The organism is Methyloversatilis universalis FAM5 (assembly GCF_000214035.2).
GTDB classification, from domain to species: domain Bacteria; phylum Pseudomonadota; class Gammaproteobacteria; order Burkholderiales; family Rhodocyclaceae; genus Methyloversatilis; species Methyloversatilis universalis.
This window is the reverse complement of record NZ_AFHG01000057.1, coordinates 170,273-196,353: the sequence shown is the minus strand read 5'-3', so window position 1 is coordinate 196,353 and position 26,081 is coordinate 170,273. Positions and strand designations below refer to the sequence as shown.

The following is a 26,081-nucleotide window of genomic DNA, read 5'->3' as shown; positions in this document are numbered from 1 at the left end:
TCCGGAGCGGTGGCACCGCCCGGGCCTCCGGACGGTGGATCAGCGGTAGCGGGTGGGGTCGGGCACGCCGGCCGTGGCAAAGCCTTCGCGACGCAGCCGGCAGGAGTCGCACACGCCGCAGGCCCGGCCGTCGTCATCGGCCTGATAGCAGGACACGGTGAGCGCGTAATCCACGCCCAGTTGCGTGCCGGCCCGGATGATACCCGCCTTGCTCAGGTCGATCAGCGGCGCGTGCACCGTGAGCTTCGCGCCCTCGACTGCGGCCTTGGTGGCGAGATTGGCCATCGCCTCGAAGGCACGGATGTACTCGGGCCGGCAATCCGGGTAGCCCGAATAATCGACCGCATTCACGCCGCAGAAGATGTCGTTCGCGCCCAGCACCTCGGCCCAGGCGAGCGACAGCGACAGCATGATGGTGTTGCGCGCCGGCACATAGGTAACCGGTATGCCTTCGGCCACGCCGCCGGTGGGCACGTCGATCGCGCTGTCGGTCAGCGCCGAGCCGCCGAATGCGCGCAGGTCCAGCGATATGGTGCGGTGGCCGGCCGCGCCCAGCGCCTGCGCCACGCGTCCGGCCGCCACCAGTTCGGCGCGGTGGCGCTGGCCGTAGTCGAGCGACAGGCAGTAGGCGTCGAAGCCCTGCGCGCGCGCCATGGCGAGCACGGTGGCCGAATCCAGCCCACCGGACAGCAGCACCACCGCCGGCCTGCGGCTTGCCGGCGACGCGCTCACTTCTTCGACGCCATCTGCTTCAGCCGCTGACGCGCGGTGTCGGCGGACGAGGTGCCCGGATACTGGGCCACCACGGTTTCCAGCGTCTTCTTCGCGCCCTTGGCGTCCCCCTGCACCTGCTGGGTATTGGCCAGCCCGATCAGCGCCTCCGGTGCGCGCACGTCGGCCGGCCACTGCGCGTACAGCTGCTGGTACAGCTCGGCGGCGCGCGAGTAGGCCTTGGTCTGGAAAGCCGCGCTGGCCGCCCAGTAGTGGGCCGCCGGCTGGAAGTTGCTCTTCGGCCAGGCCTTGATGAAGTTCTCGAACGCCACCTGGGCTTCCGGGTACTTGCCGCCCTTCAGCAGGTTCAGCGCGGCCTCGTAGTCGCGCGGCTCGGCCGCCGGGTCGACCGCGGGCTCGGCCGCCGCGGCCGGCTTGGCAGGCTGGGTTTCCAGTACGCGCAGCCGGTTGTCGAGGTCGAGATAGAAGTCCTTCTGGCGCTTGGTGGCCGCTTCCAGCTCATAGGTCAGCACTTCGACCTGGCCGCGCAGCTTGGCGATCTCGCCGCGCAGGCTTTCGATCTGGTTGCCCAGATCGCCCTGCATGCGCTGCGACTGTTCCAGCTTCTGGGTCAGCGCATCGATACGCGCCTTGGTGTCGGCGCGCAGATCCTCGATGCGCTGGCGGGCGATGTCGTCATCGAACAGCGCAGCCCGCGCCGGGGCCGCGATCAGGAACAGCGCGGCGAGCGCCGCCGCGACCCCGTTGCGGGCCTGCATCAGTACTCACCCGAGTAGAGGATTTCCGAACGGCGGTTCTCGGCGTACGACGCTTCGTCGGTGCCCATCATGCGCGGCTTCTCTTCGCCCAGGCTGACCGATTCGATCTGCGCTTCGTTCACGCCCAGCAGCATCAGCGCGCGCTTGACCGCTTCGGCACGCTTCTGGCCGAGCGCCAGGTTGTATTCGCGCGAACCGCGTTCGTCGGTGTTGCCCTGGATGAGCATCCTGAACTTGGGGTTGGCGATCAGGAACTTGGCGTGCGCGGAAATGATCGGCGCGTAGCTGTCCTTGATCGCGTAGCTGTCGTAGTCGAAGTACACGATGCGCTTGGACAGCGGGCTGTTCGGGTCCTTCAGCTGGGCGAGCAGCGCCTCTTCCGGCGTCATCTGCTTGGCGCCGACCTGCGGCTGGGTGACCGGTGCGCCGGTGGCGCCGCCGGTGGACGGCGTGGCCGGCTTCTTGTCCTCGGTCGGTGCGGCCGGCTGTTCCGGGCCGGTCGACGAGCAGCCGGCCAGCACGGCCAGCGTCAGGGCTGCGAGGGTGATCTTGGTGGGGGTGCGCATGGTGGAGGCCTCTCTGTGTGCGGGTGTTGTGTGGGTGCTGACTGAAAGACGGATTACGGCTGGTTGAACGGGCCCCAGGCCGGCTCGCGGACGTCGCCACCGGCCTGACCGGACAGCTTCTGCCGCACGCGGCCGTCGGCGGACACCGCCGACAGCACGCCGCGGCCGCCGATCTCGGAGGCGTAGATGATCATGCGGCCGTTCGGCGCGAACGACGGCGATTCGTCGCGCGACGAGTCGGTGAGGATCTGCACCTGACGGCTGGCCAGATCCATCGATGCGATCTGGAAGCGGCCGCCGTTGCGGGTGACATAGGCCAGCGACTTGCCGTCCGGCGACAGGCGGGGCGTCACGTTGTAGCTGCCTTCGAAGGTGACCCGCTCCGGATTGCCGCCGCCGGCCGGCACGCGGTAGATCTGCGGGCTGCCGCCGCGGTCCGAGGTGAAGTAGATGAACTGGCCGTCTGGCGAGAACTGCGGTTCGGTGTCGATCGCGCTCGAACTCACCACCCGGTTCAGGCCACTGCCATCGACATTGATGGTGTAGATCTGCGACGAACCGTCCTTGGTCAGCACGATGGCCAGACGCTTGCCGTCCGGTGCCCAGGCCGGCGCCGAATTCGAGCCCTTGAAGTTGGCCACCACGGTCTGCGCACCGGTCGCCAGCGAGTGCACGTAGATGATGGGCTTCTTGGCCTGGAAGGACACGTAGGCCAGGCGCGAGCCGTCCGGCGACCAGGCCGGCGAAATGATGGGCTCGGTCGAACGCAGCGCGGTGCGCGGGTTCTGGCCGTCGGCGTCATCCACCTTAAGTTCGAAGCGACCGGCGCTCTTGCTCACGTAGGCGATGCGGGTCGAGAACACGCCCTTCTCGCCGGTCATCTTTTCGTAGATGAAGTCGGCGATGCGATGGCCGGTTTCGCGCATGGTGGCCGGCGCGAACACGAAAATCATGCCGTCCGGCTTGTTCTGGCGGGCGATGTCGTACAGCCGCATGCGCACTTCGTAGCGGCCACCGGGCACCGGCAGGATGCTGGCCAGCGCCAGCGCGTCGGCCCCGCGATCCTTCCACTGGTTCAGGTCGATCGCCGCGTTCTCCGGCACCTGGGCCGGGCCCGGGTCGATCATCTTGAACAGGCCGCTGCGTTCCAGATCGGCGCGCACGACACCGGTCAGCGCTTGCGGCAGCAGGCCCTCGCCGGCGAAATTGGCGATCGCCACCGGAATGCGGTTGGCACCGGCACCGGTGATTTCCACCGTGAGCTGGGCGTGCGCAGCGGTCGCGACAAGACCCAGCACCGCGGTCATCAGTCTGAAGAACTTGATCATCGGATCCTTTCCGTAAAGTGTCTGCAGCCGCGGCCTCACTCGGCCAGCGGGCGGAATTTCAGTTCCAGGTTGCGCTCGAAGGCAGCCGGATCATCCGGCTTGGGCAGCGGCGACGACTTCACGATGGCGCGCAGTATGGCCTCATCGAGCGCCCGGTTGCCGGTCGACTGTCTCATTCTCGGTTCCCCGGCCACCGAGCCGTCCGGCAGCAGCGAAATCGTCACCACCGCCTCCGGATTGCCGGTCACGCCCGGGGGCACCACCACGTTCGGTTTCACCTTGGCACTGATGCGCCCGGCCCAGGACTCGCGCGCCTTGATGCGCGCGCCGTCGGCGGCCACCTTGGCCATCAGGTCGGCTTCCTGCGCGGCCTGCCGGCGCATCTGCTCGGCGCTTTCCCGCTGCAGCGATTCGCGCATAAGCTTGTCCTGCAGTTCCTGCTCCAGCCGGTTGTCCGGCTTCGGCGGCACCTTGGGTTCCGGCTTCTTCTCGACCTTGGGTTCCGGCTTCGGTTCCGGTTTCTTCTCTACCGGCTTGGGTTTGGGCGGCTCGGGCCTGGGCTCCGGCTTGGGCGGTGTCTTCGGCTTCGGCGGTTCCTTGATCGCGATGTCCGGCCTGGGCGGAGGTGGCGGGGGCGGCGGCTCAACCACCGGCTGCGGCTGTTTCTCGACCACCGGCTGCGGCTGTTTCTCGACCACCGGCTGCGGCTGTTTCTCGACCACCGGCTCGGGCGGCGGCGGGGGCGGCACCGGCTGCACCGGCGCCTGGACAGGCGGCAGGCTGCCCACCAGTTCGACCTGCACCGCGGCCGGCTTGCTGGTCTGCCAGCTCACGCTGTAGAACAGGAACAGCCCGAGCAGCAGGTGCATGCCGGCGGCCAGCGCCACCGACGGCCACTTGCCCGGCTGTGGCCGCCTGAACGCGAAATCGTGCGCCGGTGCGTGCATCAGCGCTCCGCGCGGCCGCTCTGGCCGGCCTGCTCGACCAGCAGACCGATGCGGGTGAAGCCGTTGTTCTGCAGCGCGCCGACCACCCTGGTGATCTCTTCGTAACGCACCGCCTTGTCACCGGCCACCACCAGCGGCCGGCTGGCATCGCCCGCCTGCAGTTCTCGCACGCTGCTGATCAGCGTGTCACGGGTGACCGCGGTTTCCTTCGGGCTTGCCGACTCCATGTCGCGCAGCGCGAGCTTGCCGTCGGCCTTCACGATCACTTCGATCGGTTTGGCCGGCGTCTGCGAGGCCTGGCCGACGCTGGGCAGTTCGATGCTGCCGGTGGGCGTGGCCTGAGGGGCCACCATGAAAATGACCAGCAATACCAGCATCACGTCGATGTAAGGCACGACGTTGATCTGGTTCATCATGCGGCGCTGTCTTCTCATCGCCGCTTACCGGGTCTGGCGCTGCAGGATGTTGGAGAACTCTTCCATGAAGCTCTCCCAGCGGATGGAAATACGGTCGATGTCGTGGGCGAAGCGGTTGTAGGCCACCACCGCCGGAATCGCCGCGAACAGGCCGATCGCGGTCGCCACCAGCGCTTCGGCGATGCCGGGCGCGACCTGGGCCAGCGTGGCCTGGCCGACGTTGGACAGGCCGCGGAAGGCATTCATGATCCCCCACACGGTACCGAACAGGCCGATGTACGGGCTGACCGAGCCGGTCGAGGCAAGGAAGGCGGTGTGCGATTCCAGCTCGTCCAGTTCGCGCTGGTAGGTGGCGCGCATCGCGCGCCGGGCGCCATCGACCACGGTGGCGGTGTCCATGTTGGGCCGCGCGCGCAGCTTGGTGAATTCGCGGTAACCGGCTTCGAAGATGCGCTCCATGCCGCCGGCGTTGTGGCGGTCGTTGGCCGCGCTCTGGAACAGCGCATTCAGATCGCCACCGGACCAGAACTCCAGCTCGAACTTGTCGGAACTGAGACGCGCCGCGCGGATGGCGAAGGACTTGCGGAAGATCCAGTACCAGCTCATGAAGGAAACGCCGACCAGCAGCGCCATCACCAGCTTGACCAGCAGGCTGGCGTGCATCACGAGCGAAATGATCGAGAGGTCTTCGGTAGCGGTCATGGAGTCGGGACTGAGGAGGACGGAATGGAGGGAGAGAGGCGCGCGCGCAGGGCGGGCGGCAGCGACACCGGGCGGTTTTTCGCCATGTCGATCGCCACCACCCTGACCGTGCCGTCGAACAGCAGTTCATCGCCGCGGTAGAGGCGCTGCGCGAAATCGACCGCGGCACGACTCACGGCCGCGATGTGGCTGCGCACTTCCAGCGCGTCGTTGAAGCGCGCCGGCTTCAGGTATTCACCCTGCACCGAACGCACGACGAAACCGACCCCGCCGGCCGCCATCTCGACCTGGTCGAAACCGAGCGCACGCAGCCATTCGGTGCGCGCACGTTCGAGAAAGCGGAAGTAGTTCGCGTAGTACACCACGCCGAAGCTGTCGGTATCTTCGTAGTAGACGCGTACCGGCCACGAAAAGCCGGCAACGTGCTGCGCTGGTGAAGTCATGGCGCCGGATTTTACCCGACGCCGGCGCCCGCCTTTGCGCAGGGCAGCAAAATCGCTTGGAAAACGGATGTAACAGCCGCCGAACAGCGGCTACAGCGCGTCCAGTCCGGCCAGCATCTGCGCCGCCCGCGTCCGGATGGCCGCCCGCTCGTCCGGCGACAGCTTCGCCAGGTTCTTCGCCATCAGCGCGGTGCGCGGATTGGCCGCGAAGTCGGCCTCGTGCCGGTCGAGGAAGTGCCAGTACAGCACGGTAACCGGACAGGCGGCGTCGCCGCTGCGCACTGACGGGCTGTAGCGGCAGCCGTCGCAGTAGTTGCTCATGCGCTGGATGTAGGCGCCGCTCGCCACATAGGGCTTGCTGGTGAAGCGGCCGCCGTTGGCGTACAGCGTCATGCCCGCCACATTGGGCAGCTCCACCCACTCCACCGCGTCCACATACACCGCCAGATACCAGTCCTCGACCTGCTGCGGCTCGATCTCCGCAAGCAGCGCGAACTGGCCGGTCACCATCAGGCGCTGGATGTGGTGGGCGTAGCCGTGCTTCATCGTCTGCCCGACCACCGCGCGCATGCAGGCCATCTGCGTGTCGCCGCTCCAGTACCAGCGCGGCAGCGCGCGCCGGTGGCCGTAGTGGTTGGCCTCGCGCAGGCCCGGCATGTCCAGCCAGTACATGCCGCGGATGAATTCGCGCCAGCCGATCACCTGCCGCACGAAGCCCTCGACCGACTGCAGCGGCAGACCGCGTTCGCGCCAGGCGTTCACCGCCGCGGCGATCACCTCGCGCGGCGAAATGAGCTTGAGATTCATCGCGGCGCTGATGCGGGCGTGCCACAGCCAGGGCTGGCCGGTCCACATCGCGTCCTGGTGGTGGCCGAACAGTTCCAGCCGGTGCTCGACGAAATCGGCCAGTGCGGCCAGCGCCTGCTCGCGGCTGACCGGCCAGTCGAAGGCGGCGGTCGAGCCCGGGTGATCGGCGAAGCGCGCGTCGACCTCGGCGATTACCGCGCGCGTGATCGCGTCCGGCTCGAAGCGCAGCGGCGGCGGCACCAGACCCGGCCCCTTGCGGCCGAAGCCGCTGCGGTTCTCGGCGTCGAAATTCCAGCGCCCGCCGGCCGGCTCGCCGCCCTCCATCAGCACGCCGTGGCGCTCGCGCATCATGCGGTAGAAGAATTCCATGCGCGGCTGGCGGTACTTCTTCGCCCACTCGGCAAAGCCGGCGCGCGAAATCATGAAGTGCAGATCGTCGCGCAGGTCGAGCGCCACGCCCAGCCGCTCGCACGCCGCGCGCACACCCTGCTCCAGCCGCCATTCACCCGGCTCGACCAGAACCAGCCGCGCCGGCCGGTCGCGTTCCAGCCGTGCAGCCAGCAGCGCGCACAGATCCCGGTCGGCGCCTTCGCCCAGCCGCCGGTAATCGACCGGCCAGCCGCGCTGGCGCAGCGCTTCGGCAAAGTGCCGCATGGCCGACAGGAACAGCACGGTACGCGCCCTGTGGCTCCACACCGCAGTCGATTCGCCCTCCGCCTCGATCATGAGCACCCGGTCGCGGGCCGGGTCGAAGCCCTCGAACGCCGCCGAGTCGAGGTCGAGCTGGTCACCGAGCACCAGCACCAGATGGCGCACCGCCGACGTCGCCTCAGGCATGGGACGCCCCCTTGCGACGGCAGGCGTCGGAACAGTACTTCACGCTGTCCCAGGTGTTGCGCCAGGCGCGCCGCCAGCTCATCGGGCGGCCACAGGCGACGCAGGGCTTGGTCGGCAGGAAGGACTTGTTGCCCTTGTAGGTGACGGGTGGCATGGCGGTGCCTGCAGGAAGGTGGGAGAAGTCGTGCGGCAGACCGGAAAAGCGGCGGGAGGTTTCCGCCGTCGCGTCAGTCGCGCAGCCGGGCCCGCATGGCAGCCGTCATGTCCATGCTGCCGTCGGCATCTACCCGCAGCGCCTGGCTCACGCCCATGCGCTGCGCCAGCGCCTGCCACTGGTCGCGACCGGCGATGAACAGCGGCTTGCTGTCGGCGTCCGAGCGGGCGCCGGCGTCCGGCCCGGCCGGCATCAGCACGGTGAGCGACTGGGTATGACGCACCGGCTCGCCGCTGCGCGGATCGATCAGGTGGCACAGCCGCTCGCCGTCCAGCTCGAAATAGCGCTGATAGTCGCCGGAGGTGCCGATCGCCTCGCCGTCGTGCAGCTCGACCGCGGCCAGCGTTTCCGGCTTGCGCGGATGCTGGATGCCGATACGCCAGGGCTGACCGCCCTTGCTGCCCAGCGCCATCACGTTGCCGCCGATGTTGATCAGCGCGCAGCACACGCCGCGGGCACGCAGCAGCGCGGCGGCGCGGTCCAGCGCGTAGCCCTTGGCATAGCCGCCGAGGTCGAGCTGCACCGCCGGATTGCGGCTGTACACCGCGGCGGCGCCATCCGGCTGCGGCACGATGTCGATGTCCGCCATGCGCGGCCGGGCGGCGACCAGCGCGTCGCGCAGCGCAGGGTCGGGCCGGCGCGGCAGGAATTCGTCGGCATGAAAGCCCCAGGCGGCGATCAGCGCGCCGGCGGCCGGATTGAACAGATCCTCACCGCGCACCGCCGCACTCTGCACCGCGCCCAGCAGCGCGGCCATGTCGGCGTCGATCATCGCCGTCCGGCCGGCCCCGAAGGCGGCGTTCAGACGGGTCAGTTCCGACGGCTGCCAGGCATGCAGCCGGCGGTGCAGGCGGTCGAATTCCTGCAGCACCTCGGCCAGCGCCTCGCGCGCCCGGCTGCGGTCGAGGCCGTACACGACCACCTCGACCCGGGTGCCGAACACGAAGGCTTCCTGCCGCTCCAGCGTGTCACGCACCCCGCAGCCGGCCAGCAGCAGCGCGCAGGCGCACGCGAACAGCAGCCGCGGGAGGAAACCCGGGCGCGGAGACTCAGCGGTGCGCAGCCCGTTCCAGCGCATCGACGAACATGGCGGCCACGTCGAAGCCGGTCTGTTCGGTGATTTCGACGAAGCAGGTCGGGCTGGTGACATTGATTTCGGTGAGGCGGTCGCCGATCACGTCGAGGCCGACCAGCAGCAGGCCTCGTGCGGCGAGGACGGGACCGAGCTTGCGCGCGATCGCCAGGTCGGACTCGGACAGCGGCTGGGCCACACCGCGGCCGCCGGCCGCCAGATTGCCGCGGGTTTCGCCGGCTTTCGGGATGCGTGCCAGACAGTAGGGCACCGGCTCGCCGGCGATCAGCAGCACCCGCTTGTCGCCTTCGGTGATTTCCGGAATGTAGCGCTGCGCCATCAGCGTGCGCGCGCCGTCCTCGGTCAGCGTTTCGATGATGACGTTGCGGTTGGCGTCGTCGGCGCGCACGCGGAAGATGCGCGAACCGCCCATGCCGTCCAGCGGCTTCAGGATGCAGTCGCCGTGGCGGTCGATGAAGGCATTGATCGCCACCGTGTCGCGCGACACCAGCGTGGGCGCGATCAGGTCCGGAAACTCGCAGATCGACACCTTCTCCGAGTGGTCACGGATGGCGCGCGGGTGGTTGAACACCCGCACGCCGGCGGCGGCGGCGCGCTCCAGCATCCAGGTCGCGGTGATGTATTCGAAATCGAAGGGCGGGTCCTGCCGCATCAGCACCGCGTCGAATTCACGCAGCGCGCGGGTGGCGCTTTCCTGCGCCAGATACCAGGGTGCATCGGTGCGTTGCGGCACGATGCGCACCGCCTCGGCCATCACCTCGTCGCCGTGCAGGCTGAGCGCCTCACGCTGCACCGCCCAGATGTCGTGACCGCGACGCGCCGCCTCGCGCATCATGGCGATGCTGGAATCCTTGGCCGGCTTGAGCTTGTCGAGCGGGTCGACGATGAAGGCGATGCGCAGGGTCATGTGTTCTGCATCCTTTCGGGCGGGGCGGCAGCTCAGCCGCGCAGTTCCGCTTCCAGCGCTTCCGCGGTGGCGTCGAGCGGTGCGCCGCGCTCCAGTTCCAGACTGGCGGCCAGCAGCGCCAGCCGCGCCACCACGCCATACGCGTAGAAGCGGTTGGGCGCGGCATCCGGCGCGCAGCCGGGGTCCGGCATCGAGCAGCAGGACTCGAAGGCCAGCGGCTTGAAGTGCATGCCGGGCGCGTTCAGGTTCTCGTCGATGCCACGCTCGCCATGCACCCGGTAGAAACCGCCGACGACATAGCGGTCCATCATGTACACCACCGGTTCAGCCGCACCGCCATCGACGCTTTCGAATGTGGGCACGCCTTCCTGGATCAGCACCGAACTGACTTCCAGCCCTTCCTTCACCACCGCCATCTTGTTGCGCTGCTTGCGGTTCAGGCCGACCACTTCGGACGGGTCGCGCACCGTCATGATGCCCATGCCGTAGGTGCCGGCATCGGCCTTCACGATGACGAAAGGTTCGTGGTCCACGCCGTGCTGCGCGTACTTCTCGCGGATGCGCGCCAGCAGCGCGCCGACGCGCGTGGCCAGGCATTCCTCGCCGCTGCGCTCCTGGAAGTTGATGTCGTTGCACACGTCGTACAGCGGGTCGAGCAGCCACGGGTCGATGTCCATGACCGACGAGAAGCTGCGCGCGACTTCGCTGTAGGCGTCGAAGTGCTGCGACTTGCGGCGCGTGGTCCAGCCGGCGTGCAGCGGCGGGATGAAGGTCTGCTCATTCACGTTCTGCAGCAGTTCGGGCACGCCGGCCGACAGATCGTTGTTGAGCAGGATGGCGCAGGGGTCGAAACCTTCGACGCCGATGCGGCGGCCGCCGGGCAGGCGGATGAGCGGTTCCAGCGTCAGGCTGTGGCCGTCGCCGAGGTCGAGCACGGTGGGGCCGGCCAGGTCGGGAATCAGGCTGCCGATGCGCACGTTCAGGCCGGCCAGCTTCAGGATCTGCGCCAGCCGCGCGACATTGCGCAGGTAGAACTGGTTGCGCGTGTGGTTTTCCGGCACCAGCAGCAGATTGCGCGCTTCCGGACACAGCTTTTCGACCGCGGTCATGGTCGCCTGCACGCACAGCGGCAGGAATTCGGCATTCAGGTTGTTGAAGCCGCCGGGAAACAGATTGGTATCGACCGGCGCCAGCTTGAAGCCGGCGTTGCGCAGATCGACCGAGGCGTAGAAGGGCGGACTGTGTTCCAGCCACTGCGCGCGGAACCACTGTTCGATGTCGGTCTGGCGTTCGAGGAAGCGGCTCTCCAGCGCGAGCAGCGGGCCGGTGAGCGCGGTGGTCAGATGAGGCACCATGGGCGTGGGCGGTCGCGATCCGCATTGAAAGTCAGGCGCGCGGATTCTACACCCGCGGTCGGCGCCCTCTTCCGCTCCGGTACAATCCCGCCTTTCGTGCGCGTCCGCACGATCCCGCCTTGTGAGTTCCCCATGCTGTCCGCTTCCAACATCACCATGCAGTTCGGCGCCAAGCCGCTATTCGACAACGTCAGCATCAAGTTCGGCGAGGGCTACCGCTATGGCCTGATCGGCGCCAACGGTGCCGGCAAGTCGACCTTCATGAAAATCCTCGCCGGCGTGCTCGAACCGACCGCCGGCAACGTGTCCATCGACGCCCACGAGCGCATGGCCTTCCTGCGCCAGGACCAGTTCGCCTACGAAGACGTGCGCGTGCTCGACGTGGTCATGATGGGCCACGCCGAAATGTGGGCCTGCATGCAGGAGAAGGACGCGATCTACGCCAACCCGGACGCGACCGAAGAGGACTACATGCGCGCCGCCGAACTGGAAGGCCAGTTCGCCGAGTACGACGGCTACACCGCCGAGGCGCGCGCCGGCGAACTGCTGCTGGGCGTGGGCATTCCGTCGGAACAGCACAACGGCCCGATGAGCCAGGTCGCCCCCGGCTGGAAGCTGCGGGTGCTGCTGTGCCAGGCGCTGTTCGCCAATCCGGACATCCTGCTGCTGGACGAACCGACCAACAACCTGGACATCAACACCATCCGCTGGCTCGAACACACGCTGAACGAGCGCAACAGCACCATGGTGATCATCAGCCACGACCGCCACTTCCTGAACCAGGTGTGCACCCACATGGCCGATCTGGACTACGCCACCATCCGGCTGTATCCGGGCACCTGGGACGACTACATCGAAGCATCGACCCAGGCGCGCGAACGGTCCGCCGCAGCCAACGCCAAGGCGAAGGAGCGGGTGGCCGAGCTGCAGAGCTTCGTGCGCCGCTTCTCGGCCAACAAGTCCAAGTCCAAGCAGGCCACCTCGCGCCTGAAGATGATCGACAAGATCAAGATCGAGGAATTCAAGCCCAGCTCGCGCCAGTATCCGTGGATACGCTTTGACTACGACCCGAAGGAGAAGCTGCACCGGCAGGCGGTCGAACTGGACAACGTGGTGTTCGGCTATGACGGCGGTCCGCAGATCCTGAAGGGCTTCACCGCCACCTTCGACGGCGGCGACCGCGTGGCCATCATTGGCGAGAACGGCGTCGGCAAGACCACCTTCCTGAAGCTGCTGGTCGGCGAACTGACGCCGCAGCACGGCTCGATCAAGTGGGCAGAAAAGGCCCGCCTCGGCTATTTCGCGCAGGACCACTCGGCCGACTTCGACAGCGACGAGAACCTGACCGACTGGATCAGCGGCTATGTGCGCGAGGGCGGCTACGAGGGCGACGACGCGATCACGCTGATCCGCGGCACGCTGGGCCGGCTGCTGTTCGGCGGTGACGACGTGAAGAAGGCGGTGCGCGTGCTGTCCGGCGGCGAACAGGGCCGCATGATGTTCGGCCGGCTCATGCTGCAGCGGAACAACGTGCTGCTGCTCGACGAACCGACCAACCACATGGACATGGAATCGATCGAGTCGCTGAACGGCGGCCTCGACGCCTTCGACGGCACGCTGTTCTTCGTGTCGCACGACCGCGAATTCGTGTCCACGCTGGCCACCCGCGTGCTCGAAGTCCGCGGCGACGGCCAGATCATCGATTACCGCGGCGGTTACGAGGACTACCTCGCCAGCCAGGGCATTGACGACTGAATGAGGCCCCCACGCTCACTGCGTTCGCTCAGGAGGGCCGGCTTTGCACAGCCGGCCCGTTTGGCAGGCGCAGCGCATGCGCTGCGAAACCCCTGCCTCACCCCCGCCAAGGGGGCTGCGCTCATCCACGGTCGGCTTTGCACAGCCGACCGGTTGCGCAGCACCTATCTGAACGACTGAGATGTCCGACAATTGCCCGATCTGTGACGACACGCCCGGCCATCACTGGCTGTGGCGCGACGACCGGCTGCGCGTGATCGACGCGCGCGACCCGGACCACCCGGCCTTCCTGCGCGTGATCTGGAACGGTCACGTGCGGGAAATGACCGACCTCGCCGATGCCGACCGCGATCACCTGATGAATGTGGTGTGGCAGGTCGAGCGCTGCGTGCGCGAAGTGGCCCAGCCGGAAAAGATCAACCTCGGCAGCCTCGGCAACATGGTGCCGCACCTGCACTGGCACGTGATCGGCCGCTGGCCGGACGACGCCCACTTTCCCGGTTCGGTGTGGAGCGCGAAGCAGCGGGAATCCGCAGCGCGTCCGCGCTTGCCGTCGGCGCTGTGGCGCGCCACGCTGCTCGCCCGGCTCGGCCTGCCGACCGTTCCGGTCAGCGATGCGCTGGCCGGCGCCTACGAAGGCTGTGACTACGCGGTGGCTTTGCCCGACGGCGAAGCGGTGCTGAACGTCGGCGCACCGTCGGCGGCACTGGACCGCTGGCTGGCGGCCCAGGGACAGGCTCAGTGGGCGCTGATCGCGGCGGTCAATCCATGGTCGTCGCGCAGCGACGACGACAGCAACCGCGCCGCCCATGCCGCGCTGCGCGCCCTGCTGACGCAGCGCGGTCTGGCCGTGGTCGAGGCGCAGAACCGCAGCGCCGACGCGGGCTGGAGCGAACCTGCGCTGCTGTGCGCCGGCCTCAGCGGCGAAGAGGCGCTGCGCATCGGCGCCGCCTTCGGCCAGAACGCGGTGCTCACCGGCGACGCCGGCCAGCCGGCACGGCTGCGCTGGTGCGTGCGCCGGCAGGACGACTGAAGCCGGTCCGCACCGTTCTCACCACAGCTTGACGCAGTGGCCGCGCAGCACGAAGCCGTCCGACGGGCCTGCCGCGTCGGCTGAAGGTTCGAAGGACACGCCCAGCTCATCCACCTCGGACAGCAGCGCCTCCGAGGTGTCGGACATCTTCAGCATCTGTTTGGGCGCCGCCTGCAGCACGCCGAGACGGAAGGGCGCCCGGTCTTTCGGCAGCGCCCACAGTACCGCCACCTGACTGGCCGGCAACGCCAGCGGCTGCAGCAGCTTCACGCTGAGGTCAGCGCCCCGCCGGCGCGACGACGCCAGGGCTGCGGGGCGGCCATCGGCATCGGTCAGCAGGCCGACATAGCTGGCCGGAAGCACTGCCTGCGGCGGCAGATTGGCCGACACGATCCAGTCCGGCTGCAGGCGTGCCACGCCCACCGTCAGAAGCAGGCCGCAGGCGAAGCCCAGCGCAGGCCGCAGCCAGCCCGCCCACCGGCACGACGCGGGGGCACCGAGCCCGGTGCGGCGTTCTATGCCGCGCCACACGGCGGACGACGGCTGTACCGGCGGCACGACCGCAGCCAGCGCGGCTCCATGGCTTTCCCATTTCTTCAGGGCGCGCGCCGCGGGCTCGCGGCTGCGCACCAGCCGCTCGAAGCGGCGACGCGACAGGCGGCCCAGGGTGCCCAACACATAGGCAGCGGCCAGGCGGTCCAGCAGTTCCGGGTTGCCGTAGCGACCGGCCGGATGTTCGGCCCCGTTCATTCCAGGTGCTCCAGGCAGCGGCGCAGGCGCTCGACACCGCGCCTGAGCCAGGCTTTCACGCTGCCGACCGGCGAGCCCAGATGGGCCGCCAGTTCGCTGTGCGAAAGCCCGTGGTAATAGGCCAGCGCCAGACACTGGCGCTGCGGGCCTTCGATGTCGTCGATGCAACGACGCAGGTGAAGGGCGTCCGCCGCCTGTTCGAGCAGACCCAGCGGATCCGGCCGCTCATCGGCACGGCGTTCGGCGTCGGCCGGATCGAGCGATTCGGCCGCGCGCACCCGCTCGGCGCGCAGCAGATCGAGCGCGCGGTTGCGCACCAGCGCGGTCAGCCAGGCCATCGGCGTGCCGGCATCAGCCCGGTAGCCGGCAGCGCGCTGCCACACGCTGGCAAAGGCGTCCTGCAGCACGTCCTCGGCCAGATCGCGCCGTCGGAGCAGACGCAGCGCCACCCCCAGCAGCTGCGGCGCACAGGCGTCGTACAGCTGGCGGAAGGCCGCCCGGTCGCGCAGCGCGACCCGGGCGAGCAAGCCGTCGAGAGCGGCAGGATCATGCATCGGCGCATAATGCCACGCACATCGCGGCAGACGGCATCAGTACTCCTTCGGGCGGTAGCTGCCGGCATCGCCGGTCGCAGGCGTGTCGCGCACCACGTGCCACACGCCCTTCACGCCGTCACCGGTGGCCTGGCCCGGCACGCTGTCGGCGGCGTAGAAGTACAGCGGCCGGCCGCGCACCGCCCACTGGCGGCTGCCGTCGCTGCGGATCACCAGACCGTAGTCGCCCGCGGGTTTCGCATCGGCCGCTGCAAGGAAAGGCGGCCACAGTGCGGCGCACGGGTCGTAGCACGCACTCTTGCCCTCGCTGTCCTTGTCGAACACGTAGAGCACCCGGCCTGCGGCATCGGTAAGCAGGCCGGCCTTGCCGGTCACCGGTTGGGCGTGCAGGGGCCCGGCACTCAAGGTCAGCGCGAACAGGGACAGAAGGGACAGGGTTTTCTTCATGGGAGCACTCCTCGGATCGGGGCACGCGAAGCTGCGCACCTGTCCGGGTCTACGGCCGCCACACCGGATCGGAGGCAGCCGAAGCATCGATCGCGCAAAAGCGATGTCAAAAAGAGTGCCCTGCGTGGCGCCCTGCCGCGCGGAAAACCGCGCCAGCACATAGAATTGCTTACATCAGGTTACAACGACAGTCTTTCATGCACCTGTTTGCCCTCCCTGCCACCAGCAGCGCCCACCTGCCGGAGTTCCGCGATGCCCGCACCGCGCGCGAGTGGCTGGACGGCGCCGACGGCAGCCAGCCGCTGGCCACCCAGGCCCGCCTGCTCGGTCAGCTCAACCTGCTGAACCGCTGCACGCTGGCGGCAGGCGAACGGCTGCGTGTGGCCGAAGAACTGCGCGACACCGTGCTGTCGATACAGGCCTCGACCTCCAACCGCTTCGTCGGCCGCCCGCTGCCGCTGTCCGCCGGCGAACGGGCCGCCTTCGACGCCAATCAGGGCATGTGGGACACGCTGGCCACCGCCTACCTGCACTGTCTGTCGGCGGCGCTGGACGGCGACGGCGCCGTTGTCGGCCAGACCGGCCTGATCGCCCATCGCGCGCTGAGTGCGCTGGCCCTGATGCAGCTCGACGCGCTGCGCACCGCACACACGCCCGCGCCCGGTTACTGGCGGCGGGTGCACGCCTGCTTCGACGCGGCCGAGCGGCTCGGTGCGGCGGAACGCAAGATCCGCGACGACGCGATACACGACGAGCGCCCGACCACGGTGCGTGCTGCCTATGTGCTGTGCGTGCTGCTGCACGGCGCCAGCCCGTTCGGCCTGACCCACCGCCAGCTGCGCGTGCTGCATCGCTGGCTGGGCAAGTGGTCCGGCAAGGTGGCGGTGTTCGACGCGCCGGTCACCCACAGCGCGCTGCCGCCGCTGATGCTGGACCTGAGCGCCGACGCACCGGTGGCCCGCATGCCGCAGGCCGGCAGCCGGCTGCGCTGGCTGGTGCTGGACGAGTTCTCGCACAGCGTACGCAAGCGGCTGGCGCTGCTCGCCCAGGGCGAAACGCCGCTGGCGCTGCGCCTGGGTGACGAACTGAGTCCGGCCCAGGCGGAACGCCTGCTGCGCCACCTGCACGGCCACTGCTGCCGGGGCGGCCTCACCCGCGCCGAAGCGCGCAGGGCGCTGCAGCAGAACGCCGCGGTGGTGATCGGCATGGAGGCGGTACAGCAGTTCCTCGGTGGCGACGACGACGCGATCGACAGCCTCGGCCCGCGCACGGTTGCAGCGGGCTATCTGGTGGAAGACTGGCGCATCCTCGACGACAGCCCGGCCGGCCTGCGACTCGGCCGGCGCGCTACCGGCGACGGCGCACGCGTGGCCAACGGCATGCTGCTGGCAGTGCGGCCGGAGAACGCCACGCAGTTCATGCTCGCTCATGTGTGCTGGGTCATGATGAGCGACGGCGAACTGCAGATCGGCATACGGATGCTGGCCGGCACACCGCGTCTGGTGGAACTCAGCCGTGCGCCGGATGGCAGCGGCGAACACGCCGCCCGCGGCGTGCTGATGCCGGAGGTGTCGCGCATCGGCCAGCCGGAATGCGTCGCCCTGCCCGCCGGCTGGTACCGCAAGGCGCGCGACATCACGCTGGGCGACGACGCCGGCCCCCGCCGCGTGCGCCTGGTCGAATCGATCGAACGCGGCGCCGACTTCGATCTGGCCCGCATCGAGCCGGTGACATGACCGCGCCCACGCTCAACTACCGGGACGCGACCCAGTGCCTGACGCTGATCGCCGAACTGCCGCTGACCAATGTACCGCGGGTGCGCGACACGCTCACCCGCATGCTGTACGGCCTGCGGCAGACACCGCCGCGCAGCGCCGACTATCTGACGGTGCTGGAGGCGATGCGACCGCCACTGCACTTCCTGCAGGAGAGTCTGAGCAAGCGCTACAGCAGTCGCCCGGTCGCGCCGGGCGGTGCCGACGACGCGGTGCTGCGTCAGGTGGTGGCGCTGTGGCTGGCCATGGCCCAGGCCTACGCACAGGCGGCCGAAAACGCCGGCGTGAATCCGCTGGGCGATGAGCGGCTGGCCCAGGTGTGCCAGCGCTGCGTGCTGTATGCCGGCCTTGCGGTGCTGGAGTACTTCAGGGCCCGCCGCACCGTGCCGCGCGGCCTGTGGCTGGAGCTGCACGGCTATTACAGCACTGCCGAGGAATGGGGCTACGCCACCCAGCCGGTGCCGGACGGCCTGAAGGAAGGCGGCCACCCGCAGAGCGCGGCGGAATCCTACTGCGGCGTGCTGCTGGTCGACCTGTCCAACCCCTATGGCCGCAGCCCGCGCGAATTCGACTGGGTATGCCGCTGGGCCGGGCAGTATGCCGGGCTGACCGAAATCATGCCGGTGTTCGGAGGCACCGACGCCAAAACCTATGCGGTCGACCTGAACCAGGACAGCGGCGCGCGGCCGCTGGAGGTGTTCGCCCGCTCACCGCATCTGCGCCGGCTCGGGTCGGCGCGGCTGGCGAGCGAAATCGAGCGCGTGGTGGCCGGGCTGCGCCAGGGCCAGTCGCCGGAAGTGCTGGGGCTGGGCGCCGACTGTCACCCGGTGTCGGCCGGCCGGCTGCTGCTGCAGCTGTACAAGCCCTGGTGCCACGCCGCCAACCCGCGCCGCTTCCAGCGCCGCGCCGGCGAAGGCGACATCGAGGTCGCGCTGACGCCGGAATCGATGCACTTCTTCATCGCCGGCCATGACTTCGTGCAGCCGCCGCCGGCCCGCATCTACAGTCACAGCGATTTCGTCGACATCGCCACCTTCGGCGAACGCGCGGCGGATACCGGTCAGCTGGCGGTGCGCCAGGCCAGCGCGCGCGCGCAGTATCCGTCGCAGCGCTGGGCCATGCTGGACCACAGCGTGATGGGCTACCGGCTGCGCGCGCCGCGCGACACGACGCCGGTGGAGTACGCCCAGCTGATCGCGGTGTTCGGGCCGGATTCGGAACACTGGCGACTGGCCCGGGTGTCCTGGCTCATGTACGAGTCGGACGGCAGCCTGCTGAACGGCCTGTACGTGCTGCCGGGCACACCGCGCGCGCTGTCGGTGCGTCCGCAGCCGGAAGAGGGGCAGCCGGGCGAACGTTTCGTCCGCGCCTTCCTGCTGCCGGCGGTGCAGGTGATGGGCGAAGAAGCGACGCTGGTGCTGCCGCGCGGCTGGTTCCAGCAGGACCGGAAAATCGAGGTCTATGTCGCCGAACTGCTGCGCAGCGTGCAGCTGGTGCGGCTGAACAGCTTCGGCGTCAATTACGAGCGGGTGGCTTTCGTCGAGCTGGGAGCGGCCGACTGACCGGTCGGCCACGGGGAGCGGGCGCCTTGCTCCTGGCCGACCATCCGGCGGAACACCGGACCGTGTCAGCCGGCCAGCGTGCGCCGCGCCGGGAAGCGCACGGTGAAGCGGCTGCCACGACCCGGTTCGCTGTCGATCTGCAGCGTGGCCTGGTGACGTTCCAGCACGTGCTTCACGATGGCCAGCCCGAGGCCGGTGCCGCCGGTTTCACGCGAACGGCCGCGGTCGACCCGGTAGAAGCGTTCGGTCAGCCGCGGAATGTGGGCGGCATCGATGCCGATGCCGTTGTCGGTGACCGAGAACTCGCCGCAGCCATCGACCACCCGCCAGTCCAGCTTCAGCGTCCCGCCGTCCGGCGTGTAGCGCACCGCATTGCTGGCCAGATTGCCGAGCGCGCTGCGCAGGTCGCGCGCGCAGCCGAGCAGCACGCCCGGCGCGCCCTCGACGGTGAGCGACACCGTGTGCCGGCCGGACGACAGCGCCTTGGTCTCGACCAGCACGATGTCCAGCAGATTGCGCATGTCGACCTTTTCTTCCGGCGTCGGCGTGTCGGTTTCCAGCGCTGACAGCGTCAGCAGGTCGTCCACCAGCCGCTGCATACGCACCGACTGCTGCTGCGCCATGCGGATGAAGGATAGCGCCTGTTCCTGCGGCAGGTCCGGCAGCGCGTCCTCCAGCGTTTCCAGGAAACCGTGGATGACGGTGAGCGGCGTCTTCATTTCGTGCGACACGTTGGCGACGAAATCGCGACGCATGGTTTCCAGCTTTTCGAGCTGGGTGATGTCGCGGGTGAGCAGCAGCTTCTGGTCGTCGCCGAAGGGCACCACGCGCAGCTGCAGCGTGCGGCCGGGCTGGCGCGGCGACGGCATGGACAGCGGCTCGCCGTACTCGCCGGACTGCAGGTATTCGGCGAATTCGGGCTGGCGCACCAGGTTCAGGATGGGCATCGCGATGTCGCGCCGGGCGTCCAGACCGAGATGCTCCTCGGCCATCGGATTCAGCCACTCGATCAGTTCGTCGCGCGACATGATGAGCGTGCCGTCCGGCATCGCACGGCTGGCCTCGCGCATGCGCTCCAGCCGGCTGCGCAGGTCCTCGCGCTGGTGACGCGCGTTGCGCTCGCGCCGGGCCAGCTTGGCGAACAGGAATTCCCACTGGCCACCGCCTTCCGGCAGTTCGGTTTCACCGGTCGAATTGAGCCAGCGGTCGAAGCGGCCGATCTCGAACTGGTCGCGCAGGCTGCCGATCAGCAGCAGTGCGCAGGCGAAGGTCAGCGCTGGCACCAGTGCGTCGGCGGCGTAGCCGATCAGTGCGCACAGGGCGACGAGGGCGATGCGGAGCACCGCACGGAACCAGAATTCACGCATGAGTAAGGCAGCAGGCGGTCACGGCGGCGGATTATGCGCGGTCGCGCAGCCAAGCGCGACCGCCACGACCACACCCGCCGTGCGGACCGGTCACTCCTTCTGGCAGGACAGGCGGTAGCCGCTGCCGCGCACGGTCTGGATCAGCGCGTCGTGGCCGCTGGCTTCCAGCGCGCCGCGCAGGCGGCGGATATGCACGTCCACCGTGCGCTCCTCGACGAACACGTGGTCGCCCCACACGCTGTCCAGCAGCTGGGCGCGCGAGTGCACGCGCTCGGCGTGGGTCATGAAGAAATGCAGCAGGCGGAATTCGGTCGGACCGAGCACCACCGCGGCGCCGCGTGCGGTGACGCGGTGGGTGGCCGGATCGAGGCGCAGGCCGTCGATCTCGACCGGATCCTCGGTTGCCTGCGGCTTCTGCCGGCGCAGCACCGCCTTGATGCGGGCCGCCAGTTCGCGCGGCGAGAACGGCTTGGTCACATAGTCGTCGGCGCCGGTTTCCAGACCGGTTACCTTGGACTGTTCGTCACCGCGCGCGGTGAGCATGATGATGGGCACGCCGCGAGTGCGCTCGTCGCCGCGCAGGCGACGCGCCAGATCGATGCCGCTCTGGCCGGGCAGCATCCAGTCGAGCAGCACCAGATCGGGCAGTTCGGCCTGCAGCAGGCGCAATGCGGTTTCGGCGTCCGGCGCGCGCAGCGGGTCGTGCCCGGTGCGGGTGAGCGTGACGCTGATCAGTTCCTGGATGGACGGTTCGTCCTCGACGACAAGAATGCGGGCCATGACGTATGTGCGTGCGGGCTGTGACGGGTACGCGACGCAGTCTATTTCAGTAGGGTGACGGTTTAGTGACAACGGAAACCCGGTCGTCAGCGTGCTGTCACGTGTTGATGGAAGACCGGCCGGAGCGGGCGGCGGCGACCGGCGAGGGGTATCATCCGCATTCTTCGAATCGCTCGCAGGACATCATGGCAGGACTGGACAAGGACACCCCCATCCCCACCGAAATCAAGGTGCAGCAGAAGTCGAAGGTGATGGACATCAGCTTCGACAATGGCCGCAGCTTCAGCTTCACCTTCGAATTCCTCCGCGTGTGCTCGCCGTCCGCCGAAGTGCGCGGCCACGGGCCGGGCCAGGAAACCCTCCAGGTGGGCAAGCGCGACGTGGACATCGTGCGGGTCGAACCGGTCGGCGCCTACGCGGTGAAACCGGTGTTTTCCGACGGCCACGACAGCGGCATCTATTCGTGGGACTACCTCTATCTGCTGGGCGAGAACCAGCAGGCGCTGTGGGAGGACTACCTGCACCGCCTGGCCGCCGCCGGCGCCAGCCGCGACCCGGCCCTGGTGCCGCCGGCCGCGCCCAAGGGCGGCTGTGGCAGCGGTGGCTGCGGCCATCACCACTGAGGCGGCCATGAGCGACCACTCCACCGATTTCGGTTTCGAACGGGTGCCCGAGGGCGCCAAGGCACGCCGGGTGGCCGGCGTGTTCTCGTCGGTCGCACGCCGCTACGACATCATGAACGACCTGATGTCGGCCGGCCTGCACCGGGCGTGGAAAGCCTTCGCGATACAGATGGCCGGCGTGCGGCCGGGGCATCGCGTGCTCGACGTGGCCGCCGGCACCGGCGACCTGACCATCGCCCACGCGAAGCGCGCAGGCGCCAGCGGTGAGGTGTGGCACACCGACATCAACCCGGACATGCTGGGCGAAGGCCGGGACCGTCTGCGCGATGCCGGCCTGGTGCTGCCCAGCCTGCTGTGCGACGCCGAAAAGCTGCCCTTTCCGGACAACTACTTCGACTGCGTCACCGTCGCCTTCGGCCTGCGCAACATGACGCACAAGGACCGCGCACTGGCCGAGTTCCGCCGGGTGCTGAAACCGGGCGGCCGCGCATTGGTGCTGGAGTTCTCGCGCGTGGCCAAGCCGCTGGAAAAGGCCTACGACCTGTATTCCTTCAAGGTGCTGCCCTGGCTCGGCAAGAAGGTGGCCAACGACGAGGCGAGCTACCGCTATCTGGCCGAATCGATCCGCATGCACCCGGACCAGGACACGCTGGCCGGCATGATGCGCGAGGTGGGCCTGGGCCGGGTCGAGTATTTCAACCTGAGCGCGGGCGTGGTGGCACTGCACCGCGGCTTCAAGATTTGAGATCCAGCCGGGCGACCCGTCGTCGCCGGCCGGACACGACGGGCAGGAGGCAGGACAGCAGAACCAAAGTCCGGTTTCACGGTCACTTCGTGTGCTAACTTTCAGGCCCTGCCTCCTCTTACCCTATCCGGAGATGTCCAGATGAAGAAATTCCTGCTCGCGCTGTGTGTGGCCATGGTCGGCCTCGGCGGCGCACTGCACGACGCCGAGGCCGCCAAGCGCATGGGCGGCGGCAAGTCCTTCGGCAGCCAGCGCGACTCGACCACGATGCAGCGCGATGCCGCGCCGGCACCGTCCAGCCCGCAGAACGCCGGTGCCATGCAGCGTCAGGCACAGCCGGCCACCCCGGCCGGTGCCGCGCAGCCGGCCAAACGCTCGTGGATGGGCCCGCTGGCCGGTCTGGCCGCCGGCATCGGTCTGGCCGCCCTCGCCTCCCACCTCGGCTTCGGCGAGGAAATGGCGTCCTTCATGATGATCGCGCTGCTGGTGATGGCCGCGCTGTTCGTCTGGCGCATGTTCGCCGCACGTCGCGGCGCCGCGCAGCAACAGCAGGGCATGCAGTACGCCGGCGCCGCAGCCGGTGCAGCCGGTCCGCAGGCGACCCGCTTCGAAGCCGCCGCGCCGGTGGCCGGCAGCAGCAGCCCGGCCTCGCCGAACGGCATTCCGGCCGATTTTGACGTCGACGGTTTCCTGCGTCAGGCCAAGCTGAATTTCGTCCGGCTGCAGGCCGCCAACGACAAGGGCGACGTGGAGGACATCCGTCAGTTCACCAGCCCCGAAGTGTTCGCGGAAATCCGGATGCAGATCCAGGAACGCGGCCCGGTCCAGCAGCACATCGACGTGGTGCAGCTTGACGCAGCGCTGGTCGACCTGGTGACCGAAGGCGGCCAGTACGTCGCCAGCGTACGCTTCGGCGGCCTGCTGCGCGAGGACGCAGATGCCGCGCCGGAGCGCTTCGACGAGGTGTGGCACCTGGCCAAGCCGGTGTCCGGCGAACGCGGCTGGGTCATCGCCGGCATCCAGCAGCTGCAGTAATCAGGTCATGGTCGCCGGCGCCGCGCTGCCCGTCCTGAATCACCTGCTCGATCAGGCGCCGGGCGCGCACGCCCGGCTGCAGCGCCACGCCGGTGCAACGGCCCGGCTGCAGCTGGGTGGTGTCGGCCTCAGCTTCTCGATCGCGGAAGACGGCCGGCTGCTCGCGGACGACAGCGAAACGCCTGCGGTCACGCTGCGGCTGCCGGCCGACGCGCTGCTGAAAGCCATGCACGACGGTGACGCGGTCCTGCGCGACGCGCGCATCGAAGGCGACGCGGCGCTGGCGGAAACGCTGGGTCAGGTGTTGCGCGGTCTGCGCTGGGATGCGGCGGAAGACCTCAGCCGGCTGGTGGGCGATGTCGCCGCCGAAAGGCTGGTCGCCGGTGCGCGCGGCGCGCTGTCGGCCGGACGCGATCTGGGAGACCGCCTGCTGACCTCCACCGGTGAATACGTCGCCGACGAGGCGAACATCGTGATGCGCCGGGCGGCGATCACCGACTTCAGCAATGAGGTGGATGTGCTGCGCGACGACAGCGCGCGGCTGCAGAAACGTCTGGAAGCGCTCGAACGGCAGCGGCTGTCCTGACGGCTGCCGGCGTCTGCGCAGGAAAAGAAAAAGGCACGCCGAGGCGTGCCTTTTTCATGGGTGCCGAAACCGCGCTCAGTGACGCTTGCGCAGCTTCTGGATCGCCGCCAGCTGGGCGATGGCCGAAGCCAGCTCAGCCTGGGCTGCAGCGTAATCCACACCCGCCTGGCGGTTGGCCAGCGCTTCTTCGGCCAGACGCTTGGCTTCGTTCGCCTTCGCCTCATCCAGATCATGGCCGCGGATGGCGGTATCCGCCAGCACGGTCACGAGGCCCGGCTGGACTTCCAGCAGGCCGCCGGCCACGAAGATCAGCTCGTCGGTGGCCTGATTCGGCACCTTGATGCGGACTTCGCCCGGACGGATGCGGGTGATCAGCGGGGTGTGGCCGGGCAGGATGCCCAGCTCGCCGCTTTCGCCCGGCAGTGCGACGAATTCGGCCAGCCCGGAGAAAATCTTCTCTTCCGCGCTGACGACGTCGACATGTACGGTCATAGCCATGGTTACTCCGTGAAAGCTGTGCCCGACCCCGCTTGCGCGGGATCAGGCACGTCGCGTCATCACTGCAGGGACTTCGCCTTTTCGAACGCTTCCTCGATGCCGCCGACCATGTAGAAGGCCTGTTCCGGCAGGTGGTCGCATTCGCCATTCACGATCATGTTGAAGCCCTTGATCGTGTCGGCCAGCGGCACGATCTTGCCCGGCGAACCGGTGAAGACTTCGGCCACGTTGAACGGCTGCGACAGGAAACGCTGGATCTTGCGGGCGCGAGCCACGGCCAGCTTGTCTTCCGGCGACAGTTCGTCCATGCCCAGAATCGCGATGATGTCGCGCAGTTCCTTGTAGCGCTGCAGCGTCGATTGCACCTTGCGGGCAACCGAGTAGTGCTCTTCGCCCACGATCAGCGGATCGAGCTGACGCGAGGTCGAGTCGAGCGGATCGACCGCCGGGTAGATGCCCAGCGAAGCGATGTCACGCGACAGCACGACGGTGGCGTCCAAGTGCTGGAAGGTGGTGGCCGGCGACGGGTCGGTCAAGTCATCCGCCGGCACATACACGGCCTGGATCGAGGTGATCGAACCGACCTTGGTCGAGGTGATGCGTTCCTGCAGACGGCCCATTTCGTCGGCCAGCGTCGGCTGGTAACCCACGGCGGACGGCATGCGGCCCAGCAGCGCGGACACTTCGGTACCGGCCAGCGTGTAGCGGTAGATGTTGTCCACGAAGAACAGGATGTCGCGGCCTTCGTCACGGAACTTCTCGGCCATGGTCAGGCCGGTCAGCGCCACGCGCAGACGGTTGCCCGGCGGCTCGTTCATCTGGCCGAACACCATCGCCACCTTGTCGAGAACCTTCGACTCTTCCATCTCGTGGTAGAAGTCGTTGCCCTCACGGGTGCGCTCACCCACACCGGCGAACACGGAGTAACCACCGTAGCTCTTCGCGATGTTGTTGATGAGTTCCATCATGTTCACGGTCTTGCCCACACCGGCACCGCCGAACAGACCGATCTTGCCGCCCTTGGCGAACGGGCAGATCAGGTCGATCACCTTGATGCCGGTGGGCAGCAGGTCAACCGACGGGCTCAGTTCGTCGAACTTCGGTGCCTTCTGGTGAATGGCACGACGTTCGTCGGTGGCGATGTCGCCCGCTTCGTCGATCGGACGGCCGAGCACGTCCATGATGCGACCCAGCGTGGCGGTGCCGACCGGCACGCTGATCGCGGCGCCGGTACCCTTCACCTTCATGCCGCGGCGCAGACCGTCGCTGGAACCCAGCGCAATCGTACGCACCACGCCGTCGCCCAGCTGCTGCTGGACTTCGAACGTCAGACCCGCTTCGGCCGTGTGCGAACCATCGGCTTCGTCGAGCTGCAGCGCTTCAAACACTTTCGGCATCGAGTCGCGCGGGAACTGGATATCCACCACGGCGCCGATACACTGAACGATGTTTCCGGTATTCATCGT

General features: G+C 68.4%; 28 protein-coding genes. 8 read left to right on the top strand and 20 right to left on the bottom strand.

Annotated features, from left to right (window positions below; genetic code table 11):
• Nucleotides 1-39 precede the first annotated feature (39 nt).
• From queC to gshA, 13 genes are all read right to left on the bottom strand, one after another.
• A complete protein-coding gene (gene queC / locus METUNV1_RS16580; RefSeq protein WP_008063801.1) occupies nt 40-732 on the bottom strand; it encodes a 7-cyano-7-deazaguanine synthase QueC in 693 nt (230 codons plus the stop codon).
• Complete coding sequence (gene ybgF, locus METUNV1_RS16575; RefSeq protein ID WP_008063799.1) at nt 729-1,490, bottom strand: tol-pal system protein YbgF; 762 nt, start codon at nt 1,488-1,490, stop codon at nt 729-731. The genes queC and ybgF overlap by 4 nt, the downstream gene beginning before the upstream one ends.
• Nucleotides 1,490-2,056, bottom strand: a complete 567-nt coding sequence (pal, locus tag METUNV1_RS16570; RefSeq protein ID WP_008063797.1) for a peptidoglycan-associated lipoprotein Pal — start codon at nt 2,054-2,056, stop codon at nt 1,490-1,492. Before pal ends, ybgF begins: the two co-directional genes overlap by 1 nt.
• Before the next feature lie 53 nt (nt 2,057-2,109).
• Entirely contained in the window at nt 2,110-3,384 is a 1,275-nt protein-coding gene (gene tolB, locus METUNV1_RS16565; RefSeq protein WP_008063796.1) for a Tol-Pal system beta propeller repeat protein TolB, read from the bottom strand.
• Between the two features lie 35 nt (nt 3,385-3,419).
• Complete coding sequence (locus METUNV1_RS16560; RefSeq protein ID WP_008063793.1) at nt 3,420-4,331, bottom strand: energy transducer TonB; 912 nt, start codon at nt 4,329-4,331, stop codon at nt 3,420-3,422.
• The gene (locus tag METUNV1_RS16555; RefSeq protein ID WP_008063791.1) at nt 4,331-4,747 is read right to left on the bottom strand and encodes an ExbD/TolR family protein; all 417 of its coding nucleotides are present in this window, start codon (nt 4,745-4,747) and stop codon (nt 4,331-4,333) included. Before METUNV1_RS16555 ends, METUNV1_RS16560 begins: the two co-directional genes overlap by 1 nt.
• Before the next feature lie 24 nt (nt 4,748-4,771).
• Nucleotides 4,772-5,449: a protein TolQ gene (gene tolQ, locus METUNV1_RS16550; RefSeq protein WP_008063780.1), complete on the bottom strand. Its 678-nt coding sequence runs from the start codon at nt 5,447-5,449 to the stop codon at nt 4,772-4,774.
• Entirely contained in the window at nt 5,446-5,892 is a 447-nt protein-coding gene (gene ybgC, locus METUNV1_RS16545; protein WP_008063778.1) for a tol-pal system-associated acyl-CoA thioesterase, read from the bottom strand. Before ybgC ends, tolQ begins: the two co-directional genes overlap by 4 nt.
• Before the next feature lie 90 nt (nt 5,893-5,982).
• Nucleotides 5,983-7,536, bottom strand: a complete 1,554-nt coding sequence (locus METUNV1_RS16540) for a cryptochrome/photolyase family protein (protein ID WP_008063777.1) — start codon at nt 7,534-7,536, stop codon at nt 5,983-5,985.
• Nucleotides 7,529-7,690, bottom strand: a complete 162-nt coding sequence (locus METUNV1_RS16535) for a DUF2256 domain-containing protein (RefSeq protein ID WP_081471384.1) — start codon at nt 7,688-7,690, stop codon at nt 7,529-7,531. The genes METUNV1_RS16540 and METUNV1_RS16535 overlap by 8 nt, the downstream gene beginning before the upstream one ends.
• 73 nt (nt 7,691-7,763) lie before the next feature.
• Complete coding sequence (locus METUNV1_RS16530) at nt 7,764-8,828, bottom strand: FAD:protein FMN transferase (protein ID WP_008063776.1); 1,065 nt, start codon at nt 8,826-8,828, stop codon at nt 7,764-7,766.
• Nucleotides 8,800-9,750, bottom strand: coding sequence for a glutathione synthase (gene gshB / locus METUNV1_RS16525; RefSeq protein ID WP_008063775.1), 951 nt, complete (start codon nt 9,748-9,750; stop codon nt 8,800-8,802). Before gshB ends, METUNV1_RS16530 begins: the two co-directional genes overlap by 29 nt.
• Before the next feature lie 32 nt (nt 9,751-9,782).
• Nucleotides 9,783-11,105 (bottom strand): glutamate--cysteine ligase, encoded by a 1,323-nt coding sequence (gshA, locus tag METUNV1_RS16520; protein ID WP_008063774.1) that lies wholly within the window; start codon nt 11,103-11,105, stop codon nt 9,783-9,785.
• A 132-nt stretch (nt 11,106-11,237) separates the two neighbouring features.
• Between gshA and METUNV1_RS16515 the strand changes: the two genes are divergently transcribed.
• Complete coding sequence (locus METUNV1_RS16515) at nt 11,238-12,860, top strand: ABC-F family ATPase (protein WP_008063773.1); 1,623 nt, start codon at nt 11,238-11,240, stop codon at nt 12,858-12,860.
• A 181-nt stretch (nt 12,861-13,041) separates the two neighbouring features.
• Nucleotides 13,042-13,893 (top strand): DUF3293 domain-containing protein, encoded by an 852-nt coding sequence (locus METUNV1_RS16510; protein ID WP_008063772.1) that lies wholly within the window; start codon nt 13,042-13,044, stop codon nt 13,891-13,893.
• 18 nt (nt 13,894-13,911) lie between these two features.
• On the opposite strand, the gene METUNV1_RS16505 is transcribed toward METUNV1_RS16510, so the two are convergent.
• The 3 genes from METUNV1_RS16505 to METUNV1_RS16495 are packed head-to-tail and all read right to left on the bottom strand — an operon-like array spanning nt 13,912 to nt 15,644.
• Entirely contained in the window at nt 13,912-14,643 is a 732-nt protein-coding gene (locus METUNV1_RS16505) for an anti-sigma factor (RefSeq protein WP_008063771.1), read from the bottom strand.
• Nucleotides 14,640-15,197 carry a sigma-70 family RNA polymerase sigma factor gene (locus METUNV1_RS16500; protein ID WP_008063769.1) on the bottom strand — a complete coding sequence of 186 codons (558 nt, stop codon included), beginning with the start codon at nt 15,195-15,197 and terminating at the stop codon, nt 14,640-14,642. The genes METUNV1_RS16505 and METUNV1_RS16500 overlap by 4 nt, the downstream gene beginning before the upstream one ends.
• Nucleotides 15,198-15,233: 36 nt before the next feature.
• The gene (locus tag METUNV1_RS16495; protein WP_008063767.1) at nt 15,234-15,644 is read right to left on the bottom strand and encodes a COG4315 family predicted lipoprotein; all 411 of its coding nucleotides are present in this window, start codon (nt 15,642-15,644) and stop codon (nt 15,234-15,236) included.
• 197 nt (nt 15,645-15,841) lie between these two features.
• Between METUNV1_RS16495 and METUNV1_RS16490 the strand changes: the two genes are divergently transcribed.
• Both METUNV1_RS16490 and METUNV1_RS16485 read left to right on the top strand, forming a co-directional pair.
• Entirely contained in the window at nt 15,842-17,380 is a 1,539-nt protein-coding gene (locus tag METUNV1_RS16490; RefSeq protein ID WP_008063765.1) for a hypothetical protein, read from the top strand.
• Nucleotides 17,377-18,981 carry a hypothetical protein gene (locus METUNV1_RS16485; RefSeq protein WP_008063764.1) on the top strand — a complete coding sequence of 535 codons (1,605 nt, stop codon included), beginning with the start codon at nt 17,377-17,379 and terminating at the stop codon, nt 18,979-18,981. Before METUNV1_RS16490 ends, METUNV1_RS16485 begins: the two co-directional genes overlap by 4 nt.
• Nucleotides 18,982-19,046: 65 nt before the next feature.
• Here METUNV1_RS16485 and phoR read toward each other — a convergent pair whose 3' ends face one another.
• Complete coding sequence (gene phoR / locus METUNV1_RS16480; RefSeq protein ID WP_008063761.1) at nt 19,047-20,348, bottom strand: phosphate regulon sensor histidine kinase PhoR; 1,302 nt, start codon at nt 20,346-20,348, stop codon at nt 19,047-19,049.
• A gap of 90 nt (nt 20,349-20,438) precedes the next feature.
• Nucleotides 20,439-21,128: a phosphate regulon transcriptional regulator PhoB gene (gene phoB / locus METUNV1_RS16475; protein WP_008063759.1), complete on the bottom strand. Its 690-nt coding sequence runs from the start codon at nt 21,126-21,128 to the stop codon at nt 20,439-20,441.
• A gap of 185 nt (nt 21,129-21,313) precedes the next feature.
• Between phoB and METUNV1_RS16470 the strand changes: the two genes are divergently transcribed.
• The 4 genes from METUNV1_RS16470 to METUNV1_RS16455 all read left to right on the top strand — a co-directional run bounded on the left by METUNV1_RS16470 (nt 21,314) and on the right by METUNV1_RS16455 (nt 24,117).
• Complete coding sequence (locus METUNV1_RS16470) at nt 21,314-21,751, top strand: gamma-butyrobetaine hydroxylase family protein (RefSeq protein ID WP_008063757.1); 438 nt, start codon at nt 21,314-21,316, stop codon at nt 21,749-21,751.
• A 7-nt stretch (nt 21,752-21,758) separates the two neighbouring features.
• Nucleotides 21,759-22,496 (top strand): bifunctional demethylmenaquinone methyltransferase/2-methoxy-6-polyprenyl-1,4-benzoquinol methylase UbiE, encoded by a 738-nt coding sequence (ubiE, locus tag METUNV1_RS16465; RefSeq protein ID WP_008063755.1) that lies wholly within the window; start codon nt 21,759-21,761, stop codon nt 22,494-22,496.
• Nucleotides 22,497-22,637: 141 nt separating this feature from the next.
• Nucleotides 22,638-23,531: a Tim44 domain-containing protein gene (locus METUNV1_RS16460; RefSeq protein ID WP_008063749.1), complete on the top strand. Its 894-nt coding sequence runs from the start codon at nt 22,638-22,640 to the stop codon at nt 23,529-23,531.
• Between the two features lie 7 nt (nt 23,532-23,538).
• Nucleotides 23,539-24,117: a ubiquinone biosynthesis accessory factor UbiJ gene (locus METUNV1_RS16455; RefSeq protein WP_008063748.1), complete on the top strand. Its 579-nt coding sequence runs from the start codon at nt 23,539-23,541 to the stop codon at nt 24,115-24,117.
• Nucleotides 24,118-24,192: 75 nt separating this feature from the next.
• On the opposite strand, the gene METUNV1_RS16450 is transcribed toward METUNV1_RS16455, so the two are convergent.
• A complete protein-coding gene (locus METUNV1_RS16450) occupies nt 24,193-24,609 on the bottom strand; it encodes a F0F1 ATP synthase subunit epsilon (protein WP_197315219.1) in 417 nt (138 codons plus the stop codon).
• A 65-nt stretch (nt 24,610-24,674) separates the two neighbouring features.
• Nucleotides 24,675-26,078: a F0F1 ATP synthase subunit beta gene (gene atpD, locus METUNV1_RS16445; RefSeq protein ID WP_008063742.1), complete on the bottom strand. Its 1,404-nt coding sequence runs from the start codon at nt 26,076-26,078 to the stop codon at nt 24,675-24,677.
• Nucleotides 26,079-26,081: the final 3 nt, after the last annotated feature.

Bases quoted from the DNA above. Each gene is read 5' to 3' on its own strand.
- ybgF (WP_008063799.1), bottom strand. From the start codon at position 1,490: ATGCAGGCCCGCAACGGGGTCGCGGCGGCGCTCGCCGCGCTGTTCCTG.
- pal (WP_008063797.1), bottom strand. From the start codon at position 2,056: ATGCGCACCCCCACCAAGATCACCCTCGCAGCCCTGACGCTGGCCGTG.
- tolB (WP_008063796.1), bottom strand. From the start codon at position 3,384: ATGATCAAGTTCTTCAGACTGATGACCGCGGTGCTGGGTCTTGTCGCG.
- METUNV1_RS16560 (WP_008063793.1), bottom strand. From the start codon at position 4,331: ATGCACGCACCGGCGCACGATTTCGCGTTCAGGCGGCCACAGCCGGGC.
- METUNV1_RS16555 (WP_008063791.1), bottom strand. From the start codon at position 4,747: ATGATGAACCAGATCAACGTCGTGCCTTACATCGACGTGATGCTGGTA.
- tolQ (WP_008063780.1), bottom strand. From the start codon at position 5,449: ATGACCGCTACCGAAGACCTCTCGATCATTTCGCTCGTGATGCACGCC.
- ybgC (WP_008063778.1), bottom strand. From the start codon at position 5,892: ATGACTTCACCAGCGCAGCACGTTGCCGGCTTTTCGTGGCCGGTACGC.
- METUNV1_RS16540 (WP_008063777.1), bottom strand. From the start codon at position 7,536: ATGCCTGAGGCGACGTCGGCGGTGCGCCATCTGGTGCTGGTGCTCGGT.
- METUNV1_RS16535 (WP_081471384.1), bottom strand. From the start codon at position 7,690: ATGCCACCCGTCACCTACAAGGGCAACAAGTCCTTCCTGCCGACCAAG.
- METUNV1_RS16530 (WP_008063776.1), bottom strand. From the start codon at position 8,828: ATGCGCTGGAACGGGCTGCGCACCGCTGAGTCTCCGCGCCCGGGTTTC.
- gshB (WP_008063775.1), bottom strand. From the start codon at position 9,750: ATGACCCTGCGCATCGCCTTCATCGTCGACCCGCTCGACAAGCTCAAG.
- gshA (WP_008063774.1), bottom strand. From the start codon at position 11,105: ATGGTGCCTCATCTGACCACCGCGCTCACCGGCCCGCTGCTCGCGCTG.
- METUNV1_RS16515 (WP_008063773.1), top strand. From the start codon at position 11,238: ATGCTGTCCGCTTCCAACATCACCATGCAGTTCGGCGCCAAGCCGCTA.
- METUNV1_RS16510 (WP_008063772.1), top strand. From the start codon at position 13,042: ATGTCCGACAATTGCCCGATCTGTGACGACACGCCCGGCCATCACTGG.
- METUNV1_RS16505 (WP_008063771.1), bottom strand. From the start codon at position 14,643: ATGAACGGGGCCGAACATCCGGCCGGTCGCTACGGCAACCCGGAACTG.
- METUNV1_RS16500 (WP_008063769.1), bottom strand. From the start codon at position 15,197: ATGCATGATCCTGCCGCTCTCGACGGCTTGCTCGCCCGGGTCGCGCTG.
- METUNV1_RS16495 (WP_008063767.1), bottom strand. From the start codon at position 15,644: ATGAAGAAAACCCTGTCCCTTCTGTCCCTGTTCGCGCTGACCTTGAGT.
- METUNV1_RS16490 (WP_008063765.1), top strand. From the start codon at position 15,842: ATGCACCTGTTTGCCCTCCCTGCCACCAGCAGCGCCCACCTGCCGGAG.
- METUNV1_RS16485 (WP_008063764.1), top strand. From the start codon at position 17,377: ATGACCGCGCCCACGCTCAACTACCGGGACGCGACCCAGTGCCTGACG.
- phoR (WP_008063761.1), bottom strand. From the start codon at position 20,348: ATGCGTGAATTCTGGTTCCGTGCGGTGCTCCGCATCGCCCTCGTCGCC.
- phoB (WP_008063759.1), bottom strand. From the start codon at position 21,128: ATGGCCCGCATTCTTGTCGTCGAGGACGAACCGTCCATCCAGGAACTG.
- METUNV1_RS16470 (WP_008063757.1), top strand. From the start codon at position 21,314: ATGGCAGGACTGGACAAGGACACCCCCATCCCCACCGAAATCAAGGTG.
- ubiE (WP_008063755.1), top strand. From the start codon at position 21,759: ATGAGCGACCACTCCACCGATTTCGGTTTCGAACGGGTGCCCGAGGGC.
- METUNV1_RS16460 (WP_008063749.1), top strand. From the start codon at position 22,638: ATGAAGAAATTCCTGCTCGCGCTGTGTGTGGCCATGGTCGGCCTCGGC.
- METUNV1_RS16455 (WP_008063748.1), top strand. From the start codon at position 23,539: ATGGTCGCCGGCGCCGCGCTGCCCGTCCTGAATCACCTGCTCGATCAG.
- METUNV1_RS16450 (WP_197315219.1), bottom strand. From the start codon at position 24,609: ATGACCGTACATGTCGACGTCGTCAGCGCGGAAGAGAAGATTTTCTCC.
- atpD (WP_008063742.1), bottom strand. From the start codon at position 26,078: ATGAATACCGGAAACATCGTTCAGTGTATCGGCGCCGTGGTGGATATC.